We start from the raw sequence: 24,752 nt of genomic DNA on the forward strand, positions 1-24,752 counted from the left end.
CTGGCGGCACGAGCAGCGGTCGGCCTTACGTCCCGTGCCTCCAAGCACCAGCCGTAGAGGTGGGGCTGAGGAGCGTTGGAAGGATCCGGGCGCTTCCGGCCACGCTCGAGCGGTAGTGTAGGACAGTGCTTGCTGGCGACTTCGGCCAAAATGGAGTGCGCCAGCTGATCGGGGTTTAACAATTTTTCGCTTTTTGCTGCGCCCAAGTCTCGGCTATGAGTCGGGCAGGCCTGATGGCCTGCCCACGTTGCAATTGTTAAGGAGGAACACGCATATGCCGACTGGAACGGTAAAGTGGTTCAACAGCACCAAGGGGTTTGGATTTATCCAGCCCGACAATGGCGGTCCGGATGTTTTCGTCCACATTTCCGCTGTTGAACGCGCGGGCCTCTCGACCCTCGCTGACGGCCAGAAGATCAACTATGAGATCGAGCAGGATCGCCGCACTGGCAAATCCTCCGCTGGCAGCCTCAGCAAAGCTGGTTGAAATTTTCTCCTGCGTCCTGGCAAGAGTGAGCGCGTAGGTCCGGAGGTCCTCACGGCCGCTCGATAGGAGCGAGCAAAAACTGAGGGCAGCAGATTGCTGCAGGCGTCGCGAATTCCTCATGAAACAAAGTTGTTTGAAAGGAAGGCGGGGTTGGCCCCGCCTTTTTATATGACGCGCAGATTAAGCCGATGGCTGCAACGCTCCAGAACGAATCTCCATTGCCAAATCAAGCCGCGACCTTCTTGCGGGTTCGCTTCGTCGGCGCCGGCTCCGGCGCTTCCGGCGCTTTCGGTTTGCGGCCGAGCCCCATTGTCTTGGCCAATGACGAGCGCGCCGCGGCGTAGTTCGGCGCGACCATGGGATAATCCGCCGGTAGGCCCCATTTGGCCCGATATCCATCCGGCGTCAGCCCATAGTGGGTCGACAGATGGCGCTTTAGCGATTTGAATTTCTTTCCGTCCTCAAGGGAGATGATGTAGTCCGGTGTCACCGACTTCCTGATCGGGACTGCAGGCGTAAGGGCAACCGGCTCTTCTGCAGAGACACCTCCGGCCGTCCCTTTCAGAGCCGCGTGCACTTGGCCGATGAGGGCAGGGAGATCCCCCACCGGGATCGGATTGTTGGAGACATAGGCTGAGACGACATCGGCCGTGAGCTCGATGAGGGTGTCGATGTTTTTTTCGGCTTCTTCTGTCATGAAACTCTCCAGGCGGCGTGAAACACAGTCGGCGAAGCGTCGCTTCATAGTGGCGGTCGCCGCTGAAAGCAACAAAGGTCTCGACACGATTATTGCGATGCTCGTCCAGCGAGATCTATGGCGCGGTTTCCCGCCGTCGTGACCGTTGATCCGTCCGTTGTTGGCGACCTGCCGCGGTCCTTGCGCATTTTCAGACTTCTCGGCCGTAAGCTTTGCGCCGAAATGACCAGTAATCTCGAAACGAAGCGGGCTATTTCTGTTTCGCCATCCTCTCTTTGGCTGTGAAATCGGTGGCAGAGCAGTGGCCGCTTCCTGATGGCGCGTGGAGGAACTATCAAGCGTTGATTCGCAATGGTCGAAACGATGTAGATTCATCCGGTGAGCCGCTCTCGCAGCAGGATATTAGGGTTTGGCCCGCTGGTAAACCGAGGACATCACGCCGCTGCTTTGCTATTGAACCGCTATCGCTGTGACAACACATTCCGCAATGGTGGGCGGGTGTAGAGGAGGCGCCTGTTCAACAAACTAGCGGTTCAGCAGGTCGGGAGGAACGAATGAGCTCAGGGACTTTCAGCAGCCCACTTTTCGTAAGGCGGGCAGCGCACATCGTGCAAGAGATTGCCAGTCCTGCGGATGCTACCGATTTTCTCAACGAATGGCCAGAAGACGGCAGAGACCGGATCTACGAAGCCGCTCTCACGGCGTGCTTTGATGCATACAACGGACGAATACCTGCGAGCGCAGCGCGCAAGACTTTTTTCCGCTTTGGGGAACAGGTCGCCATATTAGAAGATGCAACGTCCGCGATGCAATGCTCGCTGCCTGCATGTCGGGCAGTGGAACAGCGCAAGTATAGGCGTCGCAGTCGTATCTGAAGCCGGAGCGGGAACGCCGACGAGGTTATTGTATCGAGATTTCGCCGGCATCTGGAGCGTACTATAGCGAACAAACAATATTTTGCGCGCTATGGCGATGTTAATCATCTTGTTGTAAACCAGCTGTCTCGCGACAGGACTGCAACGCTTCCGGTGTGAAAATCACTGCGTGGGACTTGGTTCTCTCGAATTCATGACGGTAAATTGCCCTGTAATTATAGCAAGCAGTTGGCCCATTGAAGCTGATAAAACGAAGCCAAAATTGTGCTCCGTCGTCTGCCAATATTCGCTCGATGGAGGCTATAGGCCTCACAAGCCAATCAAAACAGCTACTCGGGCGCCCTTTGAAATTCGTGTAATTTTGCTCACCCCAAACGGCCCTCTACAGTCGAAATAAGATCGTCCCGCAAAGGTGCTACAAGACACTATCGCGGATCGATTTGGGCCAAGGTCGATCTGGCGAAGGCAGGCGGAAGTCGAGCAGGACCTGCTGCGGAACAGATAACCGGCCCCAAACCGAATCCGACACGGTGGCCCCGATTTCTTCATAGTTGAAGGCGCAGAGAGAACCGGAGCACGGCTCCGGCGCCGCCGCTTGCCGAGCAGCGATCCTCCGCCTCCCAAAATCCGATCGAGAAGAGCGTTCAATTCCGGGACGGTCCAAGCTCTGCCGCAAAAACAGGTGTCAGACCCCCGGTCCTCTCCCGCAACTGATCTAGCGCAGGGCGTTCATGAGCCGCATATCCCAGAGTGGCTGCGTGCACGACGCAGCGAGATCATTTATGAAAATCCTATTCAGTATGGCTGTCCCCTTGCTGACGGCCACCGCCTTTGCTGCGGATTCGATCCCCGCAGACCTCAGAGAAACGGCAATGGCCACTTTCAAGGCTTTGCCACCCACCACGCCGGCAGTCGCCAACAACCCGATCACCCCGGAAAAGATCGCTCTCGGCAAGGCACTGTTCTTCGATCCACGCGTCTCTGCGTCAGGCGTCTTGTCGTGCAACTCGTGCCACAACCTGGCCACCGGCGGCGACGACAATCACGAAACCTCGATCGGCCATGGTTGGCAGAAGGGACAGCGCAACGCGCCGACTGTACTGAACGCTGTCTTCAACATCGCCCAGTTCTGGGATGGTCGTGCCGAAGACCTGAAGGCTCAGGCGAAGGGACCGGTCCAAGCCGGGATCGAAATGGCCAATACACCGGGCCAAGTCATCACCACGCTCAAGTCCATGCCGCAATATGTCGAGTGGTTCGATGCAGCTTTTCCGGCTGAAGCCGATCGGGTCACCTTCGACAACCTTGCCAAGGCAATCGAAGCCTTCGAGGCGACACTGGTCACGCCGGCCCCCTTCGACGGTTTCCTGAATGGCGATGACGCCGCCATGACTTCCGAACAGAAACAGGGCCTGGCGCTTTTCATGGACAAAGGCTGCTCGTCCTGCCATGGCGGTATCAACGTTGGTGGGCAAGCCTATTACCCATTCGGCCTCGTGGAACAGCCCAGCGCCGAGGTCCTGCCGGAAAAAGACAAGGGCCGATTTGCGGTCACCAATGCAGCCGACGATTCCTATGTTTTCCGCGTGGCGCCGCTGCGCAACGTTGCACTCACCGCGCCATACTTTCATTCGGGCAAGGTTTGGGATCTCAAACAGGCCGTTGCCATCATGGGAACCACCCAGCTTGGCGTGGTACTGGCGGACGAAGAAGTCGACCTGCTTGTTGCCTTCCTCAACTCGCTGACCGGAAAGGCACCCGAGGTCGCCTATCCCATCTTACCCGCCGAAACGGCGACAACACCCCGGCCTATAACGCAGATCTTAGGAAAATAAACGGCCAGCTGACTGCGGAACATCGCACTTGACAATGATTGCGACTTTTACTGGACGAGACGAGTCGCGACGTCCATGAGAACGCAAATGGCTCGTTTCCAAAGTGCAGACACTGCTTCCGTCACCAGCTCGTTGCGATGGAATCATGTTTGGGATCTGGCGTGCGACATGCCAAGGAAGGCGTCTGACGCATGAGGCTCGCGCGCTGTCGATACCGCGCGGCGGCCGGCCATCGCGCTGGCGGCCGAATAGCCGCGCGCCCGAGTGACCGGCCCCCCCCTAGGGCGAAGGGGCAGCCACTCCGTCCTCCATGTCCAGCGATTCTTCGACTGCTTCCGGATTCCGGGCGATGGTCCAAAGGAGAGTATTCGCCGCTGCATCCGGTTTCGAGCGACCTTGCTCCCAGTTTCGAAGCGTTGCCAGATCGAGGCCATACCTCACGGAGAATGCCTCCTGAGAGAGCTTCGTGCGATCCCGGACTTCGCGAACACTTATCGGCCGCGGCGCATGAACCTTCGCGATCACGCCTGCGGACGACAGTTCATTCTTCAGTGCCAATAGGTCGTCGACGCAAGGAACCGTCACGAACGCCTTGCCGTGATCGACCATCTCCGTGAGTATCGCGTGGGCCGTCCTGAGCGGCAGCTGTCTCTTAACGAGAATCCGGGCGGCCTCAGGAGTATTCGCGCCGTGAAGAAAACTGAGGCTCAGTCGGACGGGAGAGCCTGACGACACCGGGACGACGTCCCGGGTTCGCACCCGTTGTCCGTACCGCTCCATGAATTTCGATGTAGTCGACATTAAGCTTCTCCGCGATCACTCGACCGAGCTTGCGCAATTTGGACCATCCCCACTGGAGGCATCGCGATAAAAGTACGCCAAACAACGCTAAGGGAGAACAAGCAGTGATCTGATTTCGTTCGACGCTCGTTTTCGAGAGCCGTTCTGGGTCGTTCACAATCAACTGTGTAGGCCAGCGGAGCGAGCAAGGAGCGCCAGATCCGGACAGGGCTGAGTGGGGTGTTTCTCCGAAAGATGGGGCCATGCCCTAAGGAACACGAGATGTAGTGGACTCGTCGATTCGCGCTGTTTCGATTCGCGCACCCGGGCACAACGCTTGGATAAGTCCCATCAGATGCTCTCCGGTGGCCGTCATCTGTTTAGCTGACATTGGGCCGAGGGCTTCCAGCACGAGCCACATGGCGCGGGTATCGACCGTGACCATGGTGCGCCGCCCCTGCCGCCAGTTCCAGCGGCGGCACGTGACACCGGCATCATCGCACCAGATGACTTCGCCCGGTTCAGGATGCTCGGTTACCATTTCACCTTGCTGGATCGTGTCGAATGGCTCCGCTCCCTTCGCAATTAAAAGTCTCGGGACCCCCTGGTAGAGATCGAGATCCTCCCCGCCAATCGGAACGCCGTACAGCACGCTGACGGCATTGTAGGCATCAACCAGTGGGGATATCCGCGGGAGAGAGCCATCTTTCCGCACCCGCTTGAGAAGCGCGGCGGCCGAGCACGGCGTTCGATTGGCCTTTGTGCCGAAAGCCTCGTAGGCAACGGCCCACGCCGCAAGATGCGCGTCCCTTTGGGCGTCATCGCGAAGCGCCGCCTGTTCCGCCGCCGCAATCGTGTCGTTCAACGCCTGTGCATCCGGCACGTCGATTTCAGCGTTCCGCACCACAATGCTGATCAGATGAAAATCCGGGTAGCGGGCCTTGATCTCGGGGTCAATCAATGGCGTGAAAGACATGGGATGCTCTTTTCTCACGGGGAGGCTTTGCGCTGCGGGTCGTTCGGGAAATGTTTGAAGAAAGGTGCTTGTCGAGCGTCCAGATCTTCTGGCATCGGCATGGTGCATGCCGCACCATGCGCTGGATAATTCCATCATTCGGCCGTGGACAAGGCTGGTAGAGATCGTCGATTATCTCTTGCGGGTGCTCGAGCCCGCCTCCGCCGGCAACAAGCTACGCCTCCGCCAGATCCTCCATTTCATAAAAGGCAGCGGGCGCGATATGGATGTGAAGCAGCTTTCCTTGCCGGTTATGCATCGCTCTCGGAAATTCGTCTCGCACGAAAATCTGCCGCCAAACTGGCCTGATCAACAGCACCAGTTGCATAGCGTTTTCCCAGTCCAGTTGGCTTGCAAACGAAATGCGGTTCAGCCCAAGGGTCGGTTTCCTCGCCAGCACGCCACGTCCCCGCCGTTTTAGCCACCGTGTCCCGGCAACGCGTCTTGCACCTGCTTGACAACCGCTCGCAGGATCTCAACGCCCTTCTCGATCTGCCGAATGCTCAAGGCGGCATAGCCCATGACAAGCCCCATGCGATCGATGTGGCCTTCGTCCGACTGCCGCTCGTAAAGGGGCGAGATCAGGTGTAGCCCCAGGCCCGCGCCTCGGGCGGCTTCGACCAGGGTCGTTTCCCGCGATCGCGGCAGTTCGTCGAACCAAACGACGACGTGCAGACCGGCCTCTGCTCCCTGGACAGCGATGCGATCTCCGAAGCTGCGCCGCAAGGCGCCCAGCAACGTCCCCCGACGCTCGCCGTTCAGCCTGCGCACGCGCCGCACATGGCTTTCGTAGCCGCCACTCTCGATCAAAGAGGCCAGAGCCTCCTGTTCAGCCACCGGCGAATGCCGGTCCGCGAATTGTTTGGCGGTTGCGAAGACCTCCTGCAATTCCGGCGGGACGACGAGGTAGCCGATACGCAGCATCGGCGAGAGCGTTTTGGAGATCGTGCCGAGGTAGATGACAGCCCCGTGGTCCTCGAGACTGTGCAGCGGAGGGACCGGATTGATGTCGTAGCGATATTCGCTGTCGTAGTCGTCCTCGATCACGTAGGCATTGTTGTGCCGCGCCCATTCCAGAAGCTGGTGGCGGCGCGTGATCGGCATGACGCCGCCAAGCGGAAACTGATGCGATGGCGTGACATAGGCCAGTCGTCCACCAATCCCCGCCAGCAACTCCGTCTTCATCCCGTCCTCGTCGACGGTGACCGGGACGGGCGAGGCACCCGTACTGGCAAAGACCTGACGCGCCATCCTATAGCACGGGTCCTCGATGACGAAGCGGTCGGCGGGATCGAGAAGCAGGCGAGCGCACAGATCTAGGCCCTGCTGCGAACCGTTGACGATGATGATCTGCTCGAGGTCGCAGCTCAGGGTTCGGGCGCGCCAGAGATAGCCCTGGAGCGCCTGGCGCAGCCGGCGCGAGCCGCGAGGATCGTCATAGGCAAGACGCAACGGGCGCTGCCCCATCGCCTTGCTCATCGCACGTTTCCAGATCAATGCAGGGAAATCCGACGGCGCCAGGTCACCATAGCGGAAATCGACCTTCAGCCCAGTCGGCAGATAATCCGGCCAGGGCGGCGTGACGCGCAGTCGGCCCCCATAGGCGGACAGAAGAACCGAGCCGACCCGTTTCGCAGGCGTGCGGCTTGTCTCAGGACCGATCAACGAAGATGCAACGCGGGGTCGTGCGCCTTGACGGACGTCGATGAAACCTTCCGCGGTCAGTTGGTCATAGGCGACCGTCACCGTCGTTCGCGAAACCCCAAGGTCATTTGCCAGGCCGCGGGAGGACGGCAGCTGACTACCGGTTTCATAGACGCCGCCGAGGATTTGCTCGCGAAGAGCCTCGTAGATCTGGCGTGCACCCATCGCGTGCGAGCGAGCTGCAGAGCCGGCACTTGAAGACTGGACCATTTCATTCATTGCTAACTGGATATTTCACATTGGCCAGTTTGCCGTCAATCTTTCGGAAACCCAAGAAAGATCTAGAGGCCGAATGACCCGTTCCTATCAATCGGAAACCGATGCTCTCACGCGGTCGCTCCACGACACCGGTCCCGGATTCGCCACTCGGGCGATCCATCATGGCTACGATCCCGCCGGCTTTTCCAATGCCGTTCAGCCGCCAGTCTTCTTGACCTCGACCTATGGATTCGAAAGCGTGGCAGCGAACGAGGCCGCCGCCGCGCTTGGCGGAAGGCTCTATGCGCGCGAATACAATCCCACGACGGAGATCCTCGAGCAACGGCTCGCCAATCTGGAAGGAGCCGAGGCAGGTCTGGTCGTTGCCTCGGGGATGGCGGCTTTCGGCACACTGATCTTGTCGCTCCTGTCCCAAGGCGATGAACTCATCGTCCACAAGACGCTTTATGCGAACACGCTTGCCATGGTCGAACAGGCGGTCCCCCGCTTCGGCATCAAGGTCGTCGCGGTGGACCTGTCCTATCCTCAAAATCTCGATGCCGCGATTACCGAGCGGACCCGGCTTGTTTTCTTCGAGACGCCGGTGAATCCGCTGAGCCGCATCCTTGATCTCGCTGCCATTGCCGAGCGCGCCCACGCGCGCGGTGTAAAGGTTGCAGTCGACAGCACCTTCGCCTCGCCCGCGCTCCAGCGGCCGCTCGAACATGGGGCCGACCTCGTGCTCCACTCCCTGACCAAATACATCAATGGGCACGGCGATGCCCTTGGCGGGGCGATTCTCGGCGACGCGCAAACGCTCCGCACGCTGCACGAAACGGGCCTGCGCTACATCACCGGCGCAGCGCTCTCGCCCATGTCAGCCTTCCTGATCCTGCGCGGTCTGAAGACGCTCACGCTGCGCATGGAACGGCACAGCGCCACTGCCCTTGCGGTGGCTCAGGCGCTCGAGGCGCACCCGGCGGTGGCATGGGTGAGTTATCCCTTCCTCGACTCGCACCCTGATCAGGTGACGGCGCGAAAGCAGATGTCCCAAGGCTCGGGCATGTTGGCCTTTGGCCTCCACGCTGGGTTCGAGGGCGCGCGCCGGATGATGGACCGGCTCAACTTGATCACCCGGGCTGTCAGCCTCGGCGATGCCGACAGCCTCATCTATCATCCGGCAAGCCTGACCCGTGCTCGTCAGCCGATCCGCAAGGATGCCCATCTGGCCGATGGAGTCGGCGAGGACCTCATGCGTCTCTCGGTGGGTCTTGAAGACGCCGATGACCTAATCGCCGACCTGCGGCGGGCTCTGGACGCCTTGTGATGACCTGTCGTCCGGCCAGTCCTGCGCTCACGCACAAACCTGGAGCCTTCCCATGGCATTCCTGAGCGGTCTTTCCGCGTTTCCCATCACGCCCGCCGATCGTGACGGCCGCGTCGATACCGTTGCTCTGCGCAAGCTGATTGCCAGGCTTGGCGCCGCTCAGGTCGACTCCATCGGTCTTCTCGGCAGCACCGGCACCTACATGTATCTGTCGCGCGAGGAACGGCGACGGACGCTCGCCGAGACCTTGGACGAAATCGCCGGGCGAACGCCGGTCGTGGTGGGTGTGGGCGCGTTGCGCACCGATGAAGCAGTGAGGTTCGCGCAGGACGCCAAGGCCCTTGGAGCTGCCGCGGGGCTGCTTGCGGCCGCCTCCTACACCCCGCTCACTGAGGACGAGGTGTTCGAACATTTCTCGACGGTGGCGTGCGAGAGCGGCCTGCCGATTGTCGTCTACGACAATCCAGGAACGACGCATTTCCATTTCACCCCAGCACTCGTCAGCCGCCTGGCAAAGGTGGGTGGGATTGTCGCTATCAAGAATCCGACAGACAAGGGCGATGCGATCAAGAGCCATCTGGCCGACCAGAGGCGCACTGTGCCGGAAGGGTTCTCGATCGGCTACAGCGGCGACTGGAACGCTGCAGAGGCCATGATCGCCGGCGCCGACACATGGTACAGCGTCCTCGCCGGCATCCTGCCCGAGGTCTGCGTGAAGATCGTCACGGCGGCGCAACAGGGCGATGCGGCCGAAGCGCGACGGATCGATGCCACGCTTGCGCCGCTCTGGAGCCTCTTCAAGGAGTTCTCGAGCCTTCGCGTCGTCTATGCACTTGCCGAATTGCTCGACATTTGCAGTGCCGAACCCCCGCGTCCCATCCTGCCTCTGCCCGCACCAGCAAAGCTCCGGGTCGTCGCGGCGCTGGAACGCTTGCCATCAGATGCCAGCCGGTAAACACCAACCCAGCGGCCCGTGAAAGGAATTGTCATATATGTACCCGCGCATTTTGATGAACCGAGCCGAGAAGTCCTTTACGAACTGATCGAGAACAGCGCACTTGGCGTGCTAATAACCATGGCTGGAGCGGTCTAGACGCCAATCACATCCCCTTCGAAATCGACACGTCACAGGGAGAAAACGGTTCCCTTTATTCTGCGCGATTAGTACACGTGCCGAAGGAAAGTGCACTTTCTCGCTCGAGTGACTTATTTCAAAGGATGTGATCGCGTTTTGGCACATTCACGGCCCACATGCGGCAGCCGGTAACTCACCACATGGTGAGCAACCAGGAAACCTTCCGGCCTACACTTTCTCCCGGAGCGCGCGTGCTGCAGCAACCATGTTCATGAGGGCAGGGCGGACCTCCTCCCACTTGCGGGTTTTGAGGCCACAGTCCGGGTTTACCCACAGTTGGGCATCGGACAGTCGCTCGCGGGCAAGCATGACGAGATCCGAAATCTCGCCGACTTCCGGGACCCGTGGTGAGTGAATGTCGTAGACTCCGGGCCCGATTTCATTCGGATATTTGGAGCTCGTGAAGGCGTCCAGCAGTTCCATTTTCGAGCGCGACGTCTCAATCGAAATGACATCCGCATCCATTTCAGCGATCGCGTCGATGATCTCGTTGAACTCTGAATAGCACATGTGGGTATGGATTTGAGTCGCGTCCTTTACACCCGTTGAAGCGATCCGGAAGCATTCGACAGCCCAGTCGAGATAGTCGTTCCAATCAGACTGGCGCAGTGGCAATCCTTCGCGAAACGCGGCCTCATCGATCTGGATCATCCTTGCGCCGGACCATTCGAGATCCGTCACTTCGTCGCGGATGGCGAGCGCGATCTGGCGGCATGCTTCGGAGCGGGGTACGTCGTCGCGGACAAATGACCAGTTGAGAATGGTCACTGGGCCTGTGAGCATTCCCTTCACAGGGTTTTCCGTAAGCGACTGGGCGAACTGCCACCAGCGCAGCGTCATCGGATTGGGCCTCGATACGTCGCCGAAGATGATGGGGGGGCGCACGTAACGCGACCCATAGCTCTGCACCCAGGCATGCTGGGTGAAGGCGAAGCCGGACAGCTGCTCGCCGAAATGCTGTACCATGTCGTTTCGTTCGAACTCACCGTGCACCAGCACGTCCAGCCCGATCTCTTCCTGCCAGCGAATTGCAGCCTCGATCTCCTTCTTCAGGAAGGTCTCGTAGTCGACATAGCTCAGCTGGCCCTTCGCATGAGCGGCCCGCGCCCTGCGTACCTGCGGCGTCTGCGGGAAGGACCCGATGGTCGTCGTCGGGAACGGCGGCAGCCCGAGCGTGCCGGCCTGGACTCTGGAGCGCTCGGCAAAAGCGCTCTCTCGTCGCTTCATGCTGTCGTCAATGCTGGCGATCCGCCCCTCAACCAGCGGGTCATGGATCTTCGTGGATGTCACGCGAGTGGCGGCAGCCTCGGCAGACGCTTTCAACGCGCCTGCCACCGCATCCCTGCCTTGGGACAGGGCCCGGGCAAGCAACACCAACTCGTCGGTCTTCTGGGCCGCGAAGGCGAGCCACGACCTGATGTCCGCGTCGAGTTCCGTCTCCATGCGGAGGTCGATCGGCACATGCAGCATCGAGCAAGAAGGCGCGATCTCGACGCGGTCCAAGGGCCAGCCGGCGACGATCGGTTTGATGCGGTCGAGAATGGCGGGCAGGTTCGCACGCCAGACGTTGCGGCCATCGATCAAGCCAAGCGAGAGCACCAGATCCTTCGGTGCGAGCCGACCCACCGTTTCCAGCTGCTCGGGAGCGCGCACGAGATCAATATGCAGCCCGGCCAGGGGCAGAGAAACCGCGGTTTCGAGATTGTCTCCCAGCGGCCCGAAATAGGTAGCCAGCATGATCTTCAGCTCGGGCGCGGCTTTCGACAGCTGGCCATAGGCGAATTCGAACGCAGCTCGTTCGTTCGGGTTCAGATCGAGGACAAGCGCTGGCTCATCGATCTGCACCCAGTCGGCTCCAGACAGCTTCAGCCTCTGCAGGAGTTGCTCGTAGACGGGCAGCAGCCGCGGCAGGAGCGCGATGGGATCGAATCCTTCGGCAGGCGATTTCGCCAGCTTGAGGAAGGTGATCGGTCCAAGGATGACTGGGCGTGTGTGAACGCCGAGAGCTTTAGCCTCGATGAAGTAATCGACCGGTTTCGTCGACGAGAGGGCGAACGTCTGATCATCGTTGAGTTCCGGCACAATGTAGTGATAGTTGGTGTCAAACCACTTGGTCATTTCCATCGCGGTTACATCAGACCGATGAGCCGCCTGCTGGTGACCAGCGTGTCGACAATCCTCCGTCTGACCCTGGTTGCCCCGCGCCATTGCGAAGTAGATGTCAAGTGGAACCTCGCCGCTATTCCAGCCGTAACGGGATGGAACGGCGCCGACCATGGCTGCGGTGTCGAGCACATGGTCGTAGAGCGAGAAGTCGTTCGACGGGATTTTCGACACGCCGCGATCGTGCTGCTCCTCCCAGCTAGCGGCACGGAGCGCCTTCGCGGTCGTGAGAAGGTCGGCAGCGGACGATTTTCCGGACCAGTAGCTTTCAAGCGCGAATTTCAGTTCTCGCCGACGACCGAAGCGGGGCACGCCGAGCGTTGCTACAGGAATTTGCTGAGAGACAGTCATGCCAGACCCCGATGGTTGGGGCGTCGGTGACAAGGAAGGCGCTAGCAGGCCGGCACGAACGCCAGGCTGCAGCGGCCACCGAGACACCCCGCCCGTGGACGTAATTCGCCGTGGCAGGTCTCCTGGCTCGCGGGGTCATAGCCTCTACCCGTCTTCCCAAGGCTATTCGCCTCAGTGACATGAGTGGGGTTGGCTCGCCGCTAACAGTTGCGGGGGCAGCGCCGGCATCGCACCGGCTTCCCTCTTAGCTCCGCTGCGGCAGCGCCGTACGGAGAACCACGACGCGGGAGACAATTACAGCAGTTCGCTTCTTTGTCAACGCCGCATAAAGAAATGTTTATGTCGTTATGTTAAATTTCCGTTGGCATGTTGCCAAAGGTCGCCTTGAAAGCGAAACTATGGAAGCCTTGAGCGGCCGGTAAATCAAAGCAATAACGCACAGCGGTCCAGGAGGATAGGAGTTCGTCGGCTGCTGGCAGCAAACATACCGGCAAGCGCCGTGGTGCTGCTTAGCGCATCATGCGAACCACCTCGGCGTCGAACTTCGGCTCCGAGGTTCCGACCGCTTCGTTGGTGATCTGCTCGCGACCATATTCGGCTCAATGGCGAGGCTGTTGCCCATGTGGAAGCTGTTGGCCGTGATGCCCTCGGTGATATGACACAACGATTTCGGGGGGAGCACACCGAGGCCAGGCGCAGCGGCGTGTTGCGAAGTGATCGAGGCCAATGTCTCGAACTGCTTGTTCGCAGCCCACCGGCTCAAGGTAACCCGGCTCAAACCACCGGGCCAGCTCAAGTCCTCTCCAAATGAGGCCTGGGCGGCAAATCGTCGTGCACGCGCACGGTTTGGCGTTCGATCTTGTGATGCGTCTTGGGCGGACAATCGCCACGGTGGAGCGCGCAGAAGCGGTCCCCAATTGGGAAGCCGAGGGCGGTGAGGACAAGCCAGCGCCACAGGCGGAAGGGGACTTGGACCTGTTTGCCCTGCTGGACCACAAGTTCGCGACACAGGGCCTCAAGGAGAAGACCAAGAGTGATTATGCGCGGGACCTCGCCAAATCATCAAAAGCAGCGGGCAGTCAAAGTTCGGCGCCGATTGACATGGAGATAGCCATCGCGGCGGACCCCCAGGCGGACCGCAAGCCGGAATACAACCGGGTGCAGGCGGCCAAGCTCGTCCACAAGATGGCGTCGGGCACATACCGACGATGGGAGAGCGGACCGTGGAGTGCAGGAACTTCACGCCTATCCACGCTCCCGTGGACGTGTCCTGCGGCACATCGGCAGCGATATTGAGGAGGCAGTTGAGCTTCTGGTCGAGCACTCTTACCTGCCACTACCTACGCTTAACGTCATCTCGTACTGAAAACGCACCACGATGTAACATGCGCCCTTCGTGGATGGTTCTAAGCTTCCTCGGGCGCGGTCAATCTGTGATAACGGTCGCTTGGAACCTCCATCACCGCGACGCGATCAAGGTTGGCGTATCGCGCTCGGTAGTAACCTTCTTCCTCCACTTCGGCGAAACTACACTGGGGAACGTCAAAGGTCGCAGCTTCCAATCCGAAGAAAGTCGTAGCGGTTTCTTCATCCAAGAAGTTCCACTCATCTTCTCCGTCGTCATATGTGACGCGAACATAGGAGGCCATGCGCACGGCTTCCTGATCACCCATCTCTGCGATGATGGCATCGCATTCTTTCTTCAGCTTTCCTGAAACCTCACCCTTATCCCAGTCATCCAAAGCCCGATAGATTTCTGGATGATAATAATCTGGCATCTCCTCTACATCTTCACCGATAAGCTCAATGGTGCGGACATATTGCGGATTTATCAAGAGTATTTTGTTGTCAAGGCTCCAACAATACAGCCATGGCCTGCTTGTGTTATTTCTACGAAGATTATGAAGTTCCTTCAACTGACGTAAAATCGATTCACGCGCCTTTTCATCGATAGGATATTGCCGGCTGCCAACAGTCGTCTTGATCCTGAGCGTGCCGTATCGCGTTTCGGCATCGGCAATTGCAAACGGGCTCGTGCGCCACTCCTCGACATCAATCTTCCAGCCCAGCAGCTCCTCGACCGTGCATTTCAACGTGAGACAAAGGTCCTTGATCTGCTCGACGTTCAACTGCGTTTTGCCTGTTTCCCAACGGGCCACAGTCTGTTGCGTCGTTGCCATCTGCTCTGCCAAATCTTTTTGAGTCATGCCCAGTCGAACCCTAAGCTCTTTCATGTTCATAACTCACCTCGCGTGTTCAACACACGCATTGTGGATGAATTAATCTAACACGTCAAGCGTGTTCAAAAATCGCAGCATGTGTTTTTAGGGCGTCTTCGAGGCTCCCGCAGCCGTTCGTGACCACTTGCGCAAGACACAGGGCTGGTACACAGCACGAATGGGCGATCAAAAATTACTGCTGAAATTCAGATAATTATTGTGGGCGAGTCTGGATCTCTCTGATCGACACGATAGTCGATCATCACCATGATCGGACCGCTTCGTGGCCGCAGGTCAAGTTGCAGCGTCGGTTCGCTGAACTTGTTGGTCGGATCCAGATTGAGCGTTTCAAAATCCGGCTGACGCAGAAGGATGCCCATCAGTCCCCCAATGACAAGAACCAGCTGGCGGACGAGCAAGGCTCCCGAAACACCTTGGACATCCGCCAGTTCGCCCCAAAGCCAGCTTCCCGCCGCCATGCCGCGGTATGTGGCCGTCTGATAGAGAGAGGGCGCGTCCAACCACCCACCGCGGCGCCGAAAGCTGCACTGTGACGTTAAACAGCGAGAATGATTGAATCCAGGCCGCACCGGCTGGCATGAGGTTGAGACAGCTCAGCCCAACGTGCTCGCTCCATGCCCGAAAGAAGCAGCTGATCGCCAATACAAAGAACGCACCGCGAATGACCCATTCGTTGGAGAGAACTTCTCGGACCCGCCCGATGAGGAGCGCGCCGCAAATCGCTCCCAGGCCGAAGAAGCCGAGCATCACGCCGTAGGTGACTGCGGTCCCTTTGATCTGTTCGCGAGCGACCAACGGCAGGAGAGCCAAAATGACAACGGCGGTGAGGCCGAAAATGAAACTCCGGCACATCACCTTGAGAAGGTTCGGCGACAAGAGCACGTAACGGAAGCCCGCCGCCATCGCACTGCCGAAAGCCTCCCGCGGCAGCGCTTGTCGTGCCCGTTCGGCTTTCCATCGCAACAGCGCAGCGATCAGAGCGAAGTAGCAAGGACGTTGAAGAGGAACGCGAAGGCCGCACCGGCTGTGGCCACGATTATGCCGCCAATCGCCGGCCCGATGCTGCGCATGCTCATGGCGTTGAGCGCAACCCCGCTTGGCAGGTGTTCGCGAGGCAGGATATCTCCCATGGAGGCTTGCCAAGAGGGATCGTGCAATGCCCAACCACAGCCGATTAGGAAGGTGAGACCCAGAAGTGTCCAGGGTGTCATTCCCCGCATAGGTCAGAAACGCCAGGAAGGCGGATACGCAGACCATCAGCAGTTGCGCAGTCAACATGATCCGGCGACGGTCAAACTTGTCCGCGAGCGCTCCCGCCGCGAGCGAGAAGATCATGTAGGGGAGGGTGGTCGATGACTGGACGAGCGCCACCATTCCATGGGAGGTGGCGATGCTCGTCATCAGCCAAGCTGCCGCCGCACCTTCCACTAGGGTGCCAAGGTTCGAAATGAGTGCAGCCGACCATAGCGAACGGAAGGTCTTGTGCTGAAAAGGAACCAGTGAAGATGTTCTCTTCGCCATTGTGGGAAGCTTCGGGATCGACCGCGGGGCTGGATTTGGTTCGCCTCACTCAACCATGGCCTCGCCATACAAGCCAAGCTGCCACAGTGGCGCGCCTGCTAACCCAGAAAACTTGGCGGCCTTAACTACCCCCTGAGGAGTGTCTCTCGACATTCCTCAGGGAACTCGACGCGAATGTCTGCAATATCCGCTAAGCGGGCAGAATTTCTGCGACAGCATTTGCTGAAACCCTACTTTACAACAGTGTGGCGCTTTCGGCCGAGCGAAAGCCGGATCGGGAGGTCTTGGGAAGATATCATTGTATCAACCTCGACAACGTTGCCGTTGATCCGCACACCTCGTCCCGAGATCGCCCTTCGCGCTTCCCCTTTGGAGGAGGTCAATCCGGCGCGTACCAGCAAATCCACAAGGGCTACTCCGGCCAACCCCTCGGCGTCATTTAGATGAAGCGTCGGTAGCCCCTCTGCGGCTTCGCCCTGCCCAAATGCTTGGCTAGCCGTGGCCTCCGCCTGTTTGGCGGCGTTAGTTCCATGTGCCAGGGCCGTAGCTTCGTTGGCGAGACGTTCTTTGACGGCGTTTAGCTCGGTTCCTTCAGCCTGTCCAAATCGCTCGATCTCGTTCATCGGCAGATCGGTGAAAAGCTTCAGGAACCGAACGACATCAGCGTCTTCCGTGTTACGCCAGAATTGCCAGTAATCGTATGGCGAAAGGCGATCTTCGTTGAGCCACACAGCTCCGGCAGCCGTCTTACCCATCTTGACACCTGAAGAAGTCGTCAGAAGCGGCGTAGTCACTCCGAAGACTTCCTTTCCATCCGTCCGCCGTATCAAGTCGATGCCATTGATGATGTTCCCCCACTGGTCGGCTCCACCCATCTGCAAACGGCAACCGGTCCGGCGGGATAGCTCAAGGAAGTCGAACGCTTGGAGAATCATGTAGTTGAATTCTAAGAAGCTCAGATTCTCCTGCTTTTCCAGCCGCGACTTCACACTGTCGAAAGAGAGCATCCGATTGACGGAGAAATGCCTGCCGACGTCTCTCAGCATGTCGATCCAACGAATGCTGTCCAGCCAGTCGGCATTGTTCACCATCACGGCATCCGTCGGACCGTCTCCGAAGACAAGGAGACGGTCAAAGACCTTTCTGATCCCTTCAATGTTGGCGGCGATCCGCTCGTCCGTCAGCATCGGCCGCGCCTCCGAACGGAAGCTGGGATCGCCGATGCGGGTGGTCCCACCCCCAATGAGAACGATGGGTTTATGGCCAGTCTGCTGAAGATGACGAAGCGCCATGATCAGAAGAAGATGGCCGACATGAAGACTGTCAGCCGTCGCATCAAAACCAGCGTAAGCGGGTACGACGCCTGCTTCAAAGGCGGCATCGACACCCGGCAGGTCGGTCCCTTGATTTACATAGCCGCGCTCAATGAGCGTCTTCAAAGCCGCCGAATATGGTTTGGAATGACCGGTTGATAAATCGGGAAGTGCCATAGGGAATCCTCCTGGTATTGCCGCCAGGGGGTCCTCTCAATGAACAAAGCCGCCTGACGGCGGCTTGTTTCAAGGCATGATCGAAACGCGCCGCTCCTTATGGAAGCGTCGCATAATAGATTGCAGCGATGAGCGCGGACTTGATCATGTGCCGATGCATAAAGGACTTTATCCGCACCTGCAAGCAATCTGAAATGGCTACTTCGGGGAGCTGCCGAGCCTCTGTCGCGACGATTTGCAACTGACATTTGCACCTCGCAGAACTCAACTTTTGCGACAACATTTCCTGCTTCCCGCTTTCCTTCTGATGTCGAGCCCAGCGCGCTTCACCTGCGCTTCGCTGCAGCCGGTCAGCTTTGCCGTCCTGCTGATACTGTTGCCGCCAGACCGGAAGACAATAATGCGTTCGTGTGTCACCAAGTCAGCTTGGCCTCCGGCGGGGCGGCTTATCCGGATGACTGCACGCGATCAGTTGCTGGTTCAAGAAAGGGAAGAAGGCCTGCATCGCCTTTGCCGATGTTCAAGGTCAGTTCAATGTGGGTAATTTTCCGACGCCGTATTGCGCCACCGGCAAAAACGGCGTGAATCCTGAAACCTACGCCTGTAATTGGTGTGAAGCAGGCGAAAAGGGCTGCAGTGGCGGCGATTTCATCGAGGAAGGTTTGCGGCGGCGGCAGCGACACCGTTTTCTCGCGTCAGCAAATCCCGCCAAACCATTACCACCCCAATTGCGACCACGATATTCAGGGGCCGTACCGGAACCACGAGGGTCCTTACCAGGCGTGTCTCGCCACGCAAACCACCACCCACAATGGCATGGTGTTTGCCCTTAGAGCCTGACCCGAAACTCGGTTTTGGGGGTGGAAGCGGTTGAGTGGCCCCGTCCGTTGTGATTCGTTTGAGTTGTCTAGACTTGAACGGGATCACGACATGGGTTGGACGGAGACCGCCCGCCGGCGATATTGCCGCGCGGGGCAGCGAGATGCAAACGCGTTGACGGACAGGGAATGGGCGTTGCTCTAGCCGTTCCTGCCGGGAACGAAGACAACGGGACGACCGCGGACGACAGAACTTCGGGCGGTCGTGGACGTGCTTCTCTACATCGCCTGGACCGGCTGCCAATGGCGGGCATTGCCGGATCGGTTCCCGCCGGTCTCGACGGTTCAACGCTATTTCTATGCCTGGCGGGACAACGGCCTATGGAAGACCATCAACTTCCACTTGGTGGCTGCGGCACGCCTGGCGCTTGGTCGCGAGGCGAGCCCGAGCGCCGGTGTCATCGACAGCCAATCGGCAAAGACCACGGACGTTGCCGGTTTGCGTGGTACGACGCCGGCAAGAAGGTCAAAGGCCGCAAGCGCCATATCATTACCGACACCGAGAGGCACTTGGTCGGGCTGACGGTGCACACGGCCGACATCCAGGACAGGGATGGGGCAGTCGGCGTCATCGCCTCCATTCGACGGCTTTATCCCTGGTTGCGCCATCTGTTCGCCGACGGCGGCTATGCCGGAGAAAAACTGTCGCAGGCTCTGGCCAATCTCGGCACATGGACCATCGAAATCACCAAGCGCTCCGACACGGCCAAGGGCTTTGAGGCGCTGCCACGACGAAGGGTCGTCGAGCGAACTTTCGCCTGGCTGGGACGTTGTCGCCGGCTCGCCAAAGACTTCGAGGCGACCATCGCCAGCGCCGAGGCATGGATCTTCATCGCCTCGATCCGCCTCATGCTTCGCCGCATGGCAGCTCCACGTCGTGCGTCGAGTTTCGAGTCAGGCTCTTACAGGCATGCGCAGGACGCGCGAAGCCGCTCAAATCTCCCCAGATGGGTCAGCCATCGAAGACCGGCATCACTTGCCCGTTGAGCGGCTATACGATAATGCTCCGCGCTAAGCAGCAAGCGCCAAAAATTCGAGCGGCGACTTCATTCTCCTATTCAGGAAGGAACTATGAGGCGGCAGACGCGACCATTCACCGTGGAAGTCAAACAAAAGCGCAATTATCAAAAATCCGCACGTTCCATCCGGGGCAATTTCGACATCGCCGCGGCGATGGCCGAGACAACAAAGGAAGTCGAGCCGTTAAATCGTCAGCTTGTTGACTCTACTGTAGTGGCCCTTGATGCTGAACCTTTGCAAAAACCGCGAGTGGAGCATTTCATGGCCAATCCCCTGGAAACCGAGTCAGCAGTAGTTCCTAGCGCACCGGCAGACAAAGCGGAAACGCCAAAACCGAAGACGAGAGCGCGGCGGTCGAGGAAGCCAGAAGCTGAGGCGAGCGCGCCTGCCCGCAAGGAGGGCGCCAAGCCGATATCCGCGACCACTGAAGCACCGCCGTCATCGCGAACAGGCCGAAAGAGCTACTCCGCGAAGGATCGTGCCCAGAAGCTGGCGCAGATCGAGACCTCGATCGGCGGCGGCGCTACTCTCAAGAGCGCGGTGAAGCAAGCCGGCATCTCGGAACAGACATATTATCTTTGGAAGAAGGCGGCGGCGCCGGCGGCGGACAGTGACGGGCTGAAGGATCTCGTCGCGCTCGAGGAAGAAAACAAGCGGCTAAAGAGCCTGCTTGCCGATCGTCTCCGCAAGGAGAATGCGGAACTGAAGAAAAGGCTCGGGCTGGATTAAGGAGGCTGGGCAGCTGGTTCTTGGCTCGCCACCTACAGCAATCCCACCTGCTCCGCCTCTCGGCGCAGATTTTGCCGTGGCCTTGGGCCGATTTGCTGGATGACCAGCCCGGCTGCCAGCGAGCCGAGATCGCCGCAATCCTTGAGGCTGCGGCCTTGCGTGTAGCCGTAGAGGAAGCCGGCGGCGTAGAGGTCGCCGGCGCCGGTGGTGTCGACCAGCTCGCGGATCCTGGTGGCATTGATGGTCACGGTCTCGTCGCCGCGCACGATCACCGAGCCCTTTTCCGAACGGGTGACGGCGGCGATCTTGCAATCCTTGCGGATCTGCGCCAGCGCCTCGTCGAACGACGCGGTCTGGTAGAGCGACTTGATCTCGTGGCTGTTGGCAAAGACGATGTCGACGGTGCCGGAGCGCATCAGATCGAGGAACTCGTCGCGGTAGCGGTCGACGCAGAACGAGTCCGACAATGTCATCGACACTTCGCGCCCGGCTGCATGGGCGAGCTTGGCCGTCTGCCGGATCGCCTCCTTGGCGCGCGGCGGGTCCCACAGATAGCCCTCGAAATAGGTGACCGCCGCGCCCGACGCCTTGTCGGCCTCGACGTCCTCCGGCCCGAGCTCGACGCAGGCGCCGAGATAGGTGTTCATCGAGCGCTCGCCATCCGGCGTGACGAAGATCATCGAGCGCGCCGTCGGTGGTTCGCCGTTGAGCGGCCTGGTGTCGAAGGCGACGCCCTGGGCATGGATGTCATGCGCGTAGATTTCGCCGAGTGCGTCGTTCGAGACCTTGCCGAAGAAGGCGGCGCGGCCGCCGAAGCTGGCCACGCCCGCCGCCGTGTTGCCGGCGCTGCCGCCCGAGGCTTCGATGGCCGGGCCCATGCGGCTGTAGAGCAGTTCGGCGCGCCGCGTGTCGATCAAATTCATCGCGCCTTTGATGATGCCGTTGGTCTCCAGGAACGCCTCGTCACACTGGGCGATGATGTCGACGATGGCATTTCCGATACAAAGCACGTCATAGTCCGGCATCAATTCATGTCTCCGCCAAAAACCCACCGGCTTTCTGCCACGCCGGGCGCGGGCGGGTCTGGCCAGTGGGAATGGGCTTTGCGCTTGCCAATCCGTTCGGCGCCAGCCCTCACGGGGCGGCAAGTCCTGCCTCGCGACGCAATTCGTCGGCCCTGTCTGTCTTCTCCCAGGTGAAATCAGGCTCTTCACGGCCGAAATGGCCATAGGTCGCGGTCTTGCGGTATATAGGGCGTAAGAGATCAAGCATCTTGATAATGCCCTTCGGTCTGAGATCGAACAACTCAAGAATGAGGCGCTCGATCCTTCTTTCCTCAACCCTCGCTGTTCCGAACGTGTTGACCATGACAGAAACCGGACTGGCCACGCCGATTGCGTAAGCAAGCTGCACCTCGCAGACGTCCGCAAGTCCGCTAGCGACGATATTCTTTGCGACATACCGGGCCGCATAGGCAGCTGAGCGGTCAACCTTGGACGGGTCCTTGCCCGAAAAGGCGCCGCCGCCGTGACGACCCATCCCACCATAGGAATCGACGATGATCTTGCGTCCAGTGAGACCGCAGTCGCCGCGCGGCCCGCCGACTACGAACCTCCCCGTCGGGTTGACCAGAATTCTGATGCCTTCCGTCTCCAGGTGGGTCGGCAGGACAGGCTTTATGATTTCCTCAATGACGCCCTCGCGGACCGTCTCTTGCGAGACCTGCTCGTCATGTTGGGTCGATACGACGATGGTATCAAGGGCGACCGGGCGCAACCCCTCATAGCGCACTGAGACTTGGGATTTTATATCAGGACGCAACCAGCCAAGCTGTCGTGCTTTCCGGACATCTGCCTGTCGTTTCGTCAAGCGATGCGCGAGCTGGATCGGCAAAGGCATCAGGGTATCGGTTTCGCGGCATGCGTAGCCGAACATGAGGCCCTGATCTCCCGCTCCCTGCTGGAGGTCCTGCCCTCGTCCCTCGTCAACGCCCTGGCTAATGTCGGGCGATTGCTCGGTGAGTGCATGAACGACGGAGCAACGCCGGCCGTCAAAGCCGACAGCCTCATCGTCGTATCCAATATCGAGAATCGTATCGCGCGCAACTTGGCTATAATCCACCCGCGCATCGCTAGTAATCTCGCCAGCCACAACGACTATCCCTGATTTTACCAACGCTTCACAGGCGACGCGTGCCTTGGGATCGGTGCGGAGGATGGCGTCGAGGATGGCATCCGAGATGTTGTCGGCCAACTTATCCGGGTGTCCCGCGCCAACCGATTCGGAAGAGAACACGAACTGCCTAGCCATGAAATGCCTCGTTTCGGGTGTTGGAGTTGTATGGTGCATTTTGCTTAGCCCACCTTACCTGTTGGTGATGCCCGGGACCTCGAACGCAGCGCACAAATCGGCAACGTCTCTTCGCACGCAGGCATGGAGATCTTCGTCATCAGGCCGCCGGAGGACGCAGTCAATGAAGCCAGCAATTTGCACCATTTCCACATCGCGCATGCCCATTGACGTCACTGCTGGCGACCCCAGGCGAATTCCGCTTGTGACCGCCGGATCCCGCGGGTCGCCAGGCACCATATTAAAGTTTGTGATGATGCCTGCCTTTGCTAGCCGCTCGGCATAGGCCTTGCCCGATAGTGGTCGATCGCGCAGATCAAGGATCAGCATGTGATTGTCCGTCCCCCCGGTAACCAGGTCATACCCTCGCTCGATCAGTGCCTGTGCAAGAGCCTTGGCATTCTTGACGGTCTGTTGGCCGTAGCTTCGGAAGGACGGGTTCGCGGCTTCGTGCAAGGCAACTGCTAGCGCAGCGATGGCATTCATATGAGGCCCGCCTTGCAGGTGAGGAAAGACCGCCCGGTCTATTCGTCTGGCGAGATTGTATTTGCTCTTTGTATGATACAGGGCCTGATAGCGATCTTCGTTCCTGGACAAAATGAAACCACCGCGGGGACCGCGGATCGATTTGTGGGAGGTGCTGCTGACCACGTCGCAATGGCGCACGGGATTCGGGTGCGCTCCCGCGGCAATCAGTCCGCTGATGTGCGCAATGTCGGCTACGAGATAGGAGTTCGCTTCCAGGGCGATTTCTGCCATTGCCGCGTAGTCAAAGACACGCGGGTAAGCAGTTCCGCCGACCCAAATGAGCCGCGGCCGTTCCCGCTTGGCTGTCTCGCGCAAGCGGTCATAGTCAATCTGCTGTGTCTTTTCATCTAGTCCATAGGGGACGCGTTGATAGTCAGTTCCGGAAAAGTTGATGGCCCAACCATGAGTCAGATGGCCCCCTTCCGGGAGGGGCAAGCCCATGACTTTGTCACCGGGGCTCAAAAGCGCACGATAGACAGCCTGGTTGGCCGGCGAGCCGGAATAAGGCTGGACGTTGGCATGCTCGCTGCCAAATAGTGTTTTCAAGCGCTCAATGGCTAGATTCTCAAGCTCATCAACGATCTCATTTCCAGCGTAGTAGCGCGCACCGGGGTACCCCTCGGCGTACTTGTTCGTGAAAATCGAGCCGTTCGCTTCCAGCACGGCCGAGGACGCAAAGTTCTCTGAGGCGATGAGCTTAAGGGTCGTCCGCTCCTGCCGCTCCTGTCTCAGAAGCAGTTCGTGAACGCGGCAATCAACCGCGGCCAATCGAGACCGTCCGTAAGTGTCGCGCGGCGCGATGGCGCCGTCGGCGGAGTTGTCCATGGTGGTTTCGCGCTCCAATTGGACTGATCTATTTCACGGTCAAGCATGCGGTCCCCTTCGGCCGCGTGTCTCGTACCGCTTCGAGCCGTTGAAGGTCTCGTTTGTGATAGCCATCGCCGTGGGGCAGGAGATCAACCAACAATTGAACCAGCCCGCCGTCCTTACCTCCTGTTTTGAGATTGTACGAGCACCACGGACGTTGTTCGTTGCAGTAAAGAAAGTCGGCTCTGGCCAGCAGCCGGACGTGTCGTACAACGTGCTCACGACGCAGACCCAGAATCTCCGCTAGCTGGCAGACAGTTAGGTCCGCGTGCGCGCAAAGGCCTAGAATTCGAAGGCGATCTAAATGCGCTGCCGTCCGTAGGCGACTGACCAGTGTCAGCATTGGTCAGGACCAAGCTACTTGGAAAGCCTGGGCACTCGTCCTACTGAATTTGTCATTTCGCGTTCTCCACAGATGTTGCAGCTTTCGAACCAAATAATATGGTTGCTTGTCCACCGACCGGACAATCTCGGTGGCCGTGAAGATACTGTTTTGAGCCGATATGGCTGTGTCGAACAAACAAGATGGGCGCTCTTCTTGCCATTGCCTTCAGCCGAAATTG

General features: G+C 59.2%; 19 protein-coding genes, 2 pseudogenes and 1 riboswitch. Of the genes and pseudogenes, 9 read left to right on the forward strand and 12 right to left on the reverse strand.

Annotated features, from left to right (window positions below):
• The first annotated feature begins 274 nt into the window (after nucleotides 1-274).
• Nucleotides 275-487 carry a cold-shock protein gene (locus tag NKH16_RS24745; protein ID WP_023679670.1) on the forward strand — a complete coding sequence of 71 codons (213 nt, stop codon included), beginning with the start codon at nucleotides 275-277 and terminating at the stop codon, nucleotides 485-487.
• A gap of 226 nt (nucleotides 488-713) precedes the next feature.
• Here the strand turns inward: NKH16_RS24745 and NKH16_RS24750 are convergent, their stop codons facing one another.
• Nucleotides 714-1,184 (reverse strand): Ros/MucR family transcriptional regulator, encoded by a 471-nt coding sequence (locus tag NKH16_RS24750; RefSeq protein WP_352594544.1) that lies wholly within the window; start codon nucleotides 1,182-1,184, stop codon nucleotides 714-716.
• Nucleotides 1,185-1,738: 554 nt separating this feature from the next.
• Here NKH16_RS24750 and NKH16_RS24755 point away from each other — a divergent pair.
• Together NKH16_RS24755 and NKH16_RS24760 are read left to right on the forward strand one after the other, a co-directional pair.
• Entirely contained in the window at nucleotides 1,739-2,059 is a 321-nt protein-coding gene (locus tag NKH16_RS24755; RefSeq protein WP_352902328.1) for a DUF982 domain-containing protein, read from the forward strand.
• 782 nt (nucleotides 2,060-2,841) lie between these two features.
• Nucleotides 2,842-3,894 carry a cytochrome-c peroxidase gene (locus NKH16_RS24760; RefSeq protein WP_352902331.1) on the forward strand — a complete coding sequence of 351 codons (1,053 nt, stop codon included), beginning with the start codon at nucleotides 2,842-2,844 and terminating at the stop codon, nucleotides 3,892-3,894.
• Nucleotides 3,895-4,173: 279 nt separating this feature from the next.
• Here NKH16_RS24760 and NKH16_RS24765 read toward each other — a convergent pair whose 3' ends face one another.
• Nucleotides 4,174-4,503, reverse strand: a complete 330-nt coding sequence (locus tag NKH16_RS24765; protein WP_023679674.1) for a helix-turn-helix domain-containing protein — start codon at nucleotides 4,501-4,503, stop codon at nucleotides 4,174-4,176.
• A 439-nt stretch (nucleotides 4,504-4,942) separates the two neighbouring features.
• Entirely contained in the window at nucleotides 4,943-5,650 is a 708-nt protein-coding gene (locus NKH16_RS24770; protein ID WP_352818152.1) for a B3/B4 domain-containing protein, read from the reverse strand.
• A 106-nt stretch (nucleotides 5,651-5,756) separates the two neighbouring features.
• Here NKH16_RS24770 and NKH16_RS24775 point away from each other — a divergent pair, with 106 nt between their 5' ends.
• On the forward strand, nucleotides 5,757-6,110 hold the full coding sequence (locus tag NKH16_RS24775; RefSeq protein ID WP_352902390.1) for a hypothetical protein: 354 nt from the start codon (nucleotides 5,757-5,759) through the stop codon (nucleotides 6,108-6,110).
• On the opposite strand, the gene pdxR is transcribed toward NKH16_RS24775, so the two are convergent.
• Nucleotides 6,107-7,603, reverse strand: coding sequence for a MocR-like pyridoxine biosynthesis transcription factor PdxR (gene pdxR / locus NKH16_RS24780; RefSeq protein WP_502911745.1), 1,497 nt, complete (start codon nucleotides 7,601-7,603; stop codon nucleotides 6,107-6,109). The genes NKH16_RS24775 and pdxR overlap by 4 nt on opposite strands.
• Nucleotides 7,604-7,685: 82 nt before the next feature.
• On the opposite strand from pdxR, the gene NKH16_RS24785 reads away from it, so the two are divergent.
• Both NKH16_RS24785 and NKH16_RS24790 read left to right on the forward strand, forming a co-directional pair.
• The gene (locus NKH16_RS24785; RefSeq protein WP_352902338.1) at nucleotides 7,686-8,918 is read left to right on the forward strand and encodes a trans-sulfuration enzyme family protein; all 1,233 of its coding nucleotides are present in this window, start codon (nucleotides 7,686-7,688) and stop codon (nucleotides 8,916-8,918) included.
• A 52-nt stretch (nucleotides 8,919-8,970) separates the two neighbouring features.
• The gene (locus NKH16_RS24790; protein ID WP_352902341.1) at nucleotides 8,971-9,873 is read left to right on the forward strand and encodes a dihydrodipicolinate synthase family protein; all 903 of its coding nucleotides are present in this window, start codon (nucleotides 8,971-8,973) and stop codon (nucleotides 9,871-9,873) included.
• Nucleotides 9,874-10,221: 348 nt separating this feature from the next.
• On the opposite strand, the gene metE is transcribed toward NKH16_RS24790, so the two are convergent.
• On the reverse strand, nucleotides 10,222-12,567 hold the full coding sequence (gene metE / locus NKH16_RS24795) for a 5-methyltetrahydropteroyltriglutamate--homocysteine S-methyltransferase (RefSeq protein ID WP_352515946.1): 2,346 nt from the start codon (nucleotides 12,565-12,567) through the stop codon (nucleotides 10,222-10,224).
• A 95-nt stretch (nucleotides 12,568-12,662) separates the two neighbouring features.
• Nucleotides 12,663-12,863, reverse strand: a riboswitch (cobalamin riboswitch).
• Between the two features lie 550 nt (nucleotides 12,864-13,413).
• Between metE and NKH16_RS24800 the strand changes: the two genes are divergently transcribed.
• Nucleotides 13,414-13,863, forward strand: coding sequence for a hypothetical protein (locus NKH16_RS24800; protein WP_352900922.1), 450 nt, complete (start codon nucleotides 13,414-13,416; stop codon nucleotides 13,861-13,863).
• A 110-nt stretch (nucleotides 13,864-13,973) separates the two neighbouring features.
• On the opposite strand, the gene NKH16_RS24805 is transcribed toward NKH16_RS24800, so the two are convergent.
• The 4 genes and pseudogenes from NKH16_RS24805 to NKH16_RS24820 form a co-directional block, all read right to left on the reverse strand.
• On the reverse strand, nucleotides 13,974-14,807 hold the full coding sequence (locus tag NKH16_RS24805) for a helix-turn-helix transcriptional regulator (RefSeq protein ID WP_352902344.1): 834 nt from the start codon (nucleotides 14,805-14,807) through the stop codon (nucleotides 13,974-13,976).
• Nucleotides 14,808-14,992: 185 nt separating this feature from the next.
• Nucleotides 14,993-16,328, reverse strand: a pseudogene (locus NKH16_RS24810) (MFS transporter).
• Nucleotides 16,329-16,558: 230 nt separating this feature from the next.
• Nucleotides 16,559-17,818: a tyrosine--tRNA ligase gene (gene tyrS, locus NKH16_RS24815; protein ID WP_352902347.1), complete on the reverse strand. Its 1,260-nt coding sequence runs from the start codon at nucleotides 17,816-17,818 to the stop codon at nucleotides 16,559-16,561.
• A 446-nt stretch (nucleotides 17,819-18,264) separates the two neighbouring features.
• Nucleotides 18,265-18,501, reverse strand: a complete 237-nt coding sequence (locus NKH16_RS24820) for a hypothetical protein (RefSeq protein ID WP_352902350.1) — start codon at nucleotides 18,499-18,501, stop codon at nucleotides 18,265-18,267.
• A gap of 247 nt (nucleotides 18,502-18,748) precedes the next feature.
• Here NKH16_RS24820 and NKH16_RS24825 point away from each other — a divergent pair.
• Nucleotides 18,749-19,563 (forward strand): annotated as a pseudogene (locus NKH16_RS24825) (IS5 family transposase); the annotation flags it as partial.
• Between the two features lie 204 nt (nucleotides 19,564-19,767).
• Nucleotides 19,768-20,445 (forward strand): transposase, encoded by a 678-nt coding sequence (locus tag NKH16_RS24830; protein ID WP_352902353.1) that lies wholly within the window; start codon nucleotides 19,768-19,770, stop codon nucleotides 20,443-20,445.
• Nucleotides 20,446-20,477: 32 nt separating this feature from the next.
• On the opposite strand, the gene NKH16_RS24835 is transcribed toward NKH16_RS24830, so the two are convergent.
• The 3 genes from NKH16_RS24835 to glyA all read right to left on the reverse strand — a co-directional run bounded on the left by NKH16_RS24835 (nucleotide 20,478) and on the right by glyA (nucleotide 24,147).
• Nucleotides 20,478-21,470, reverse strand: coding sequence for an adenosine kinase (locus tag NKH16_RS24835; protein ID WP_352902356.1), 993 nt, complete (start codon nucleotides 21,468-21,470; stop codon nucleotides 20,478-20,480).
• A 109-nt stretch (nucleotides 21,471-21,579) separates the two neighbouring features.
• Nucleotides 21,580-22,755, reverse strand: coding sequence for a methionine adenosyltransferase (metK, locus tag NKH16_RS24840; RefSeq protein WP_352902359.1), 1,176 nt, complete (start codon nucleotides 22,753-22,755; stop codon nucleotides 21,580-21,582).
• A 54-nt stretch (nucleotides 22,756-22,809) separates the two neighbouring features.
• Nucleotides 22,810-24,147, reverse strand: a complete 1,338-nt coding sequence (glyA, locus tag NKH16_RS24845; RefSeq protein WP_352474792.1) for a serine hydroxymethyltransferase — start codon at nucleotides 24,145-24,147, stop codon at nucleotides 22,810-22,812.
• Nucleotides 24,148-24,752 lie beyond the last annotated feature (605 nt).

It is taken from the genome of Mesorhizobium sp. M1307 (assembly GCF_040318155.1).
GTDB lineage: Bacteria > Pseudomonadota > Alphaproteobacteria > Rhizobiales > Rhizobiaceae > Mesorhizobium.

Bases quoted from the DNA above. Each gene is read 5' to 3' on its own strand.
- NKH16_RS24805 (WP_352902344.1), bottom strand. From the start codon at position 14,807: ATGAACATGAAAGAGCTTAGGGTTCGACTGGGCATGACTCAAAAAGAT.
- NKH16_RS24775 (WP_352902390.1), top strand. From the start codon at position 5,757: ATGCCGCACCATGCGCTGGATAATTCCATCATTCGGCCGTGGACAAGG.
- NKH16_RS24745 (WP_023679670.1), top strand. From the start codon at position 275: ATGCCGACTGGAACGGTAAAGTGGTTCAACAGCACCAAGGGGTTTGGA.
- NKH16_RS24790 (WP_352902341.1), top strand. From the start codon at position 8,971: ATGGCATTCCTGAGCGGTCTTTCCGCGTTTCCCATCACGCCCGCCGAT.
- NKH16_RS24770 (WP_352818152.1), bottom strand. From the start codon at position 5,650: ATGTCTTTCACGCCATTGATTGACCCCGAGATCAAGGCCCGCTACCCG.
- NKH16_RS24755 (WP_352902328.1), top strand. From the start codon at position 1,739: ATGAGCTCAGGGACTTTCAGCAGCCCACTTTTCGTAAGGCGGGCAGCG.
- NKH16_RS24785 (WP_352902338.1), top strand. From the start codon at position 7,686: ATGACCCGTTCCTATCAATCGGAAACCGATGCTCTCACGCGGTCGCTC.
- NKH16_RS24760 (WP_352902331.1), top strand. From the start codon at position 2,842: ATGAAAATCCTATTCAGTATGGCTGTCCCCTTGCTGACGGCCACCGCC.
- NKH16_RS24835 (WP_352902356.1), bottom strand. From the start codon at position 21,470: ATGCCGGACTATGACGTGCTTTGTATCGGAAATGCCATCGTCGACATC.
- glyA (WP_352474792.1), bottom strand. From the start codon at position 24,147: ATGGACAACTCCGCCGACGGCGCCATCGCGCCGCGCGACACTTACGGA.
- NKH16_RS24750 (WP_352594544.1), bottom strand. From the start codon at position 1,184: ATGACAGAAGAAGCCGAAAAAAACATCGACACCCTCATCGAGCTCACG.
- metE (WP_352515946.1), bottom strand. From the start codon at position 12,567: ATGACTGTCTCTCAGCAAATTCCTGTAGCAACGCTCGGCGTGCCCCGC.
- pdxR (WP_502911745.1), bottom strand. From the start codon at position 7,603: ATGGTCCAGTCTTCAAGTGCCGGCTCTGCAGCTCGCTCGCACGCGATG.
- metK (WP_352902359.1), bottom strand. From the start codon at position 22,755: ATGGCTAGGCAGTTCGTGTTCTCTTCCGAATCGGTTGGCGCGGGACAC.
- tyrS (WP_352902347.1), bottom strand. From the start codon at position 17,818: ATGGCACTTCCCGATTTATCAACCGGTCATTCCAAACCATATTCGGCG.
- NKH16_RS24765 (WP_023679674.1), bottom strand. From the start codon at position 4,503: ATGGTCGATCACGGCAAGGCGTTCGTGACGGTTCCTTGCGTCGACGAC.
- NKH16_RS24830 (WP_352902353.1), top strand. From the start codon at position 19,768: ATGAGGCGGCAGACGCGACCATTCACCGTGGAAGTCAAACAAAAGCGC.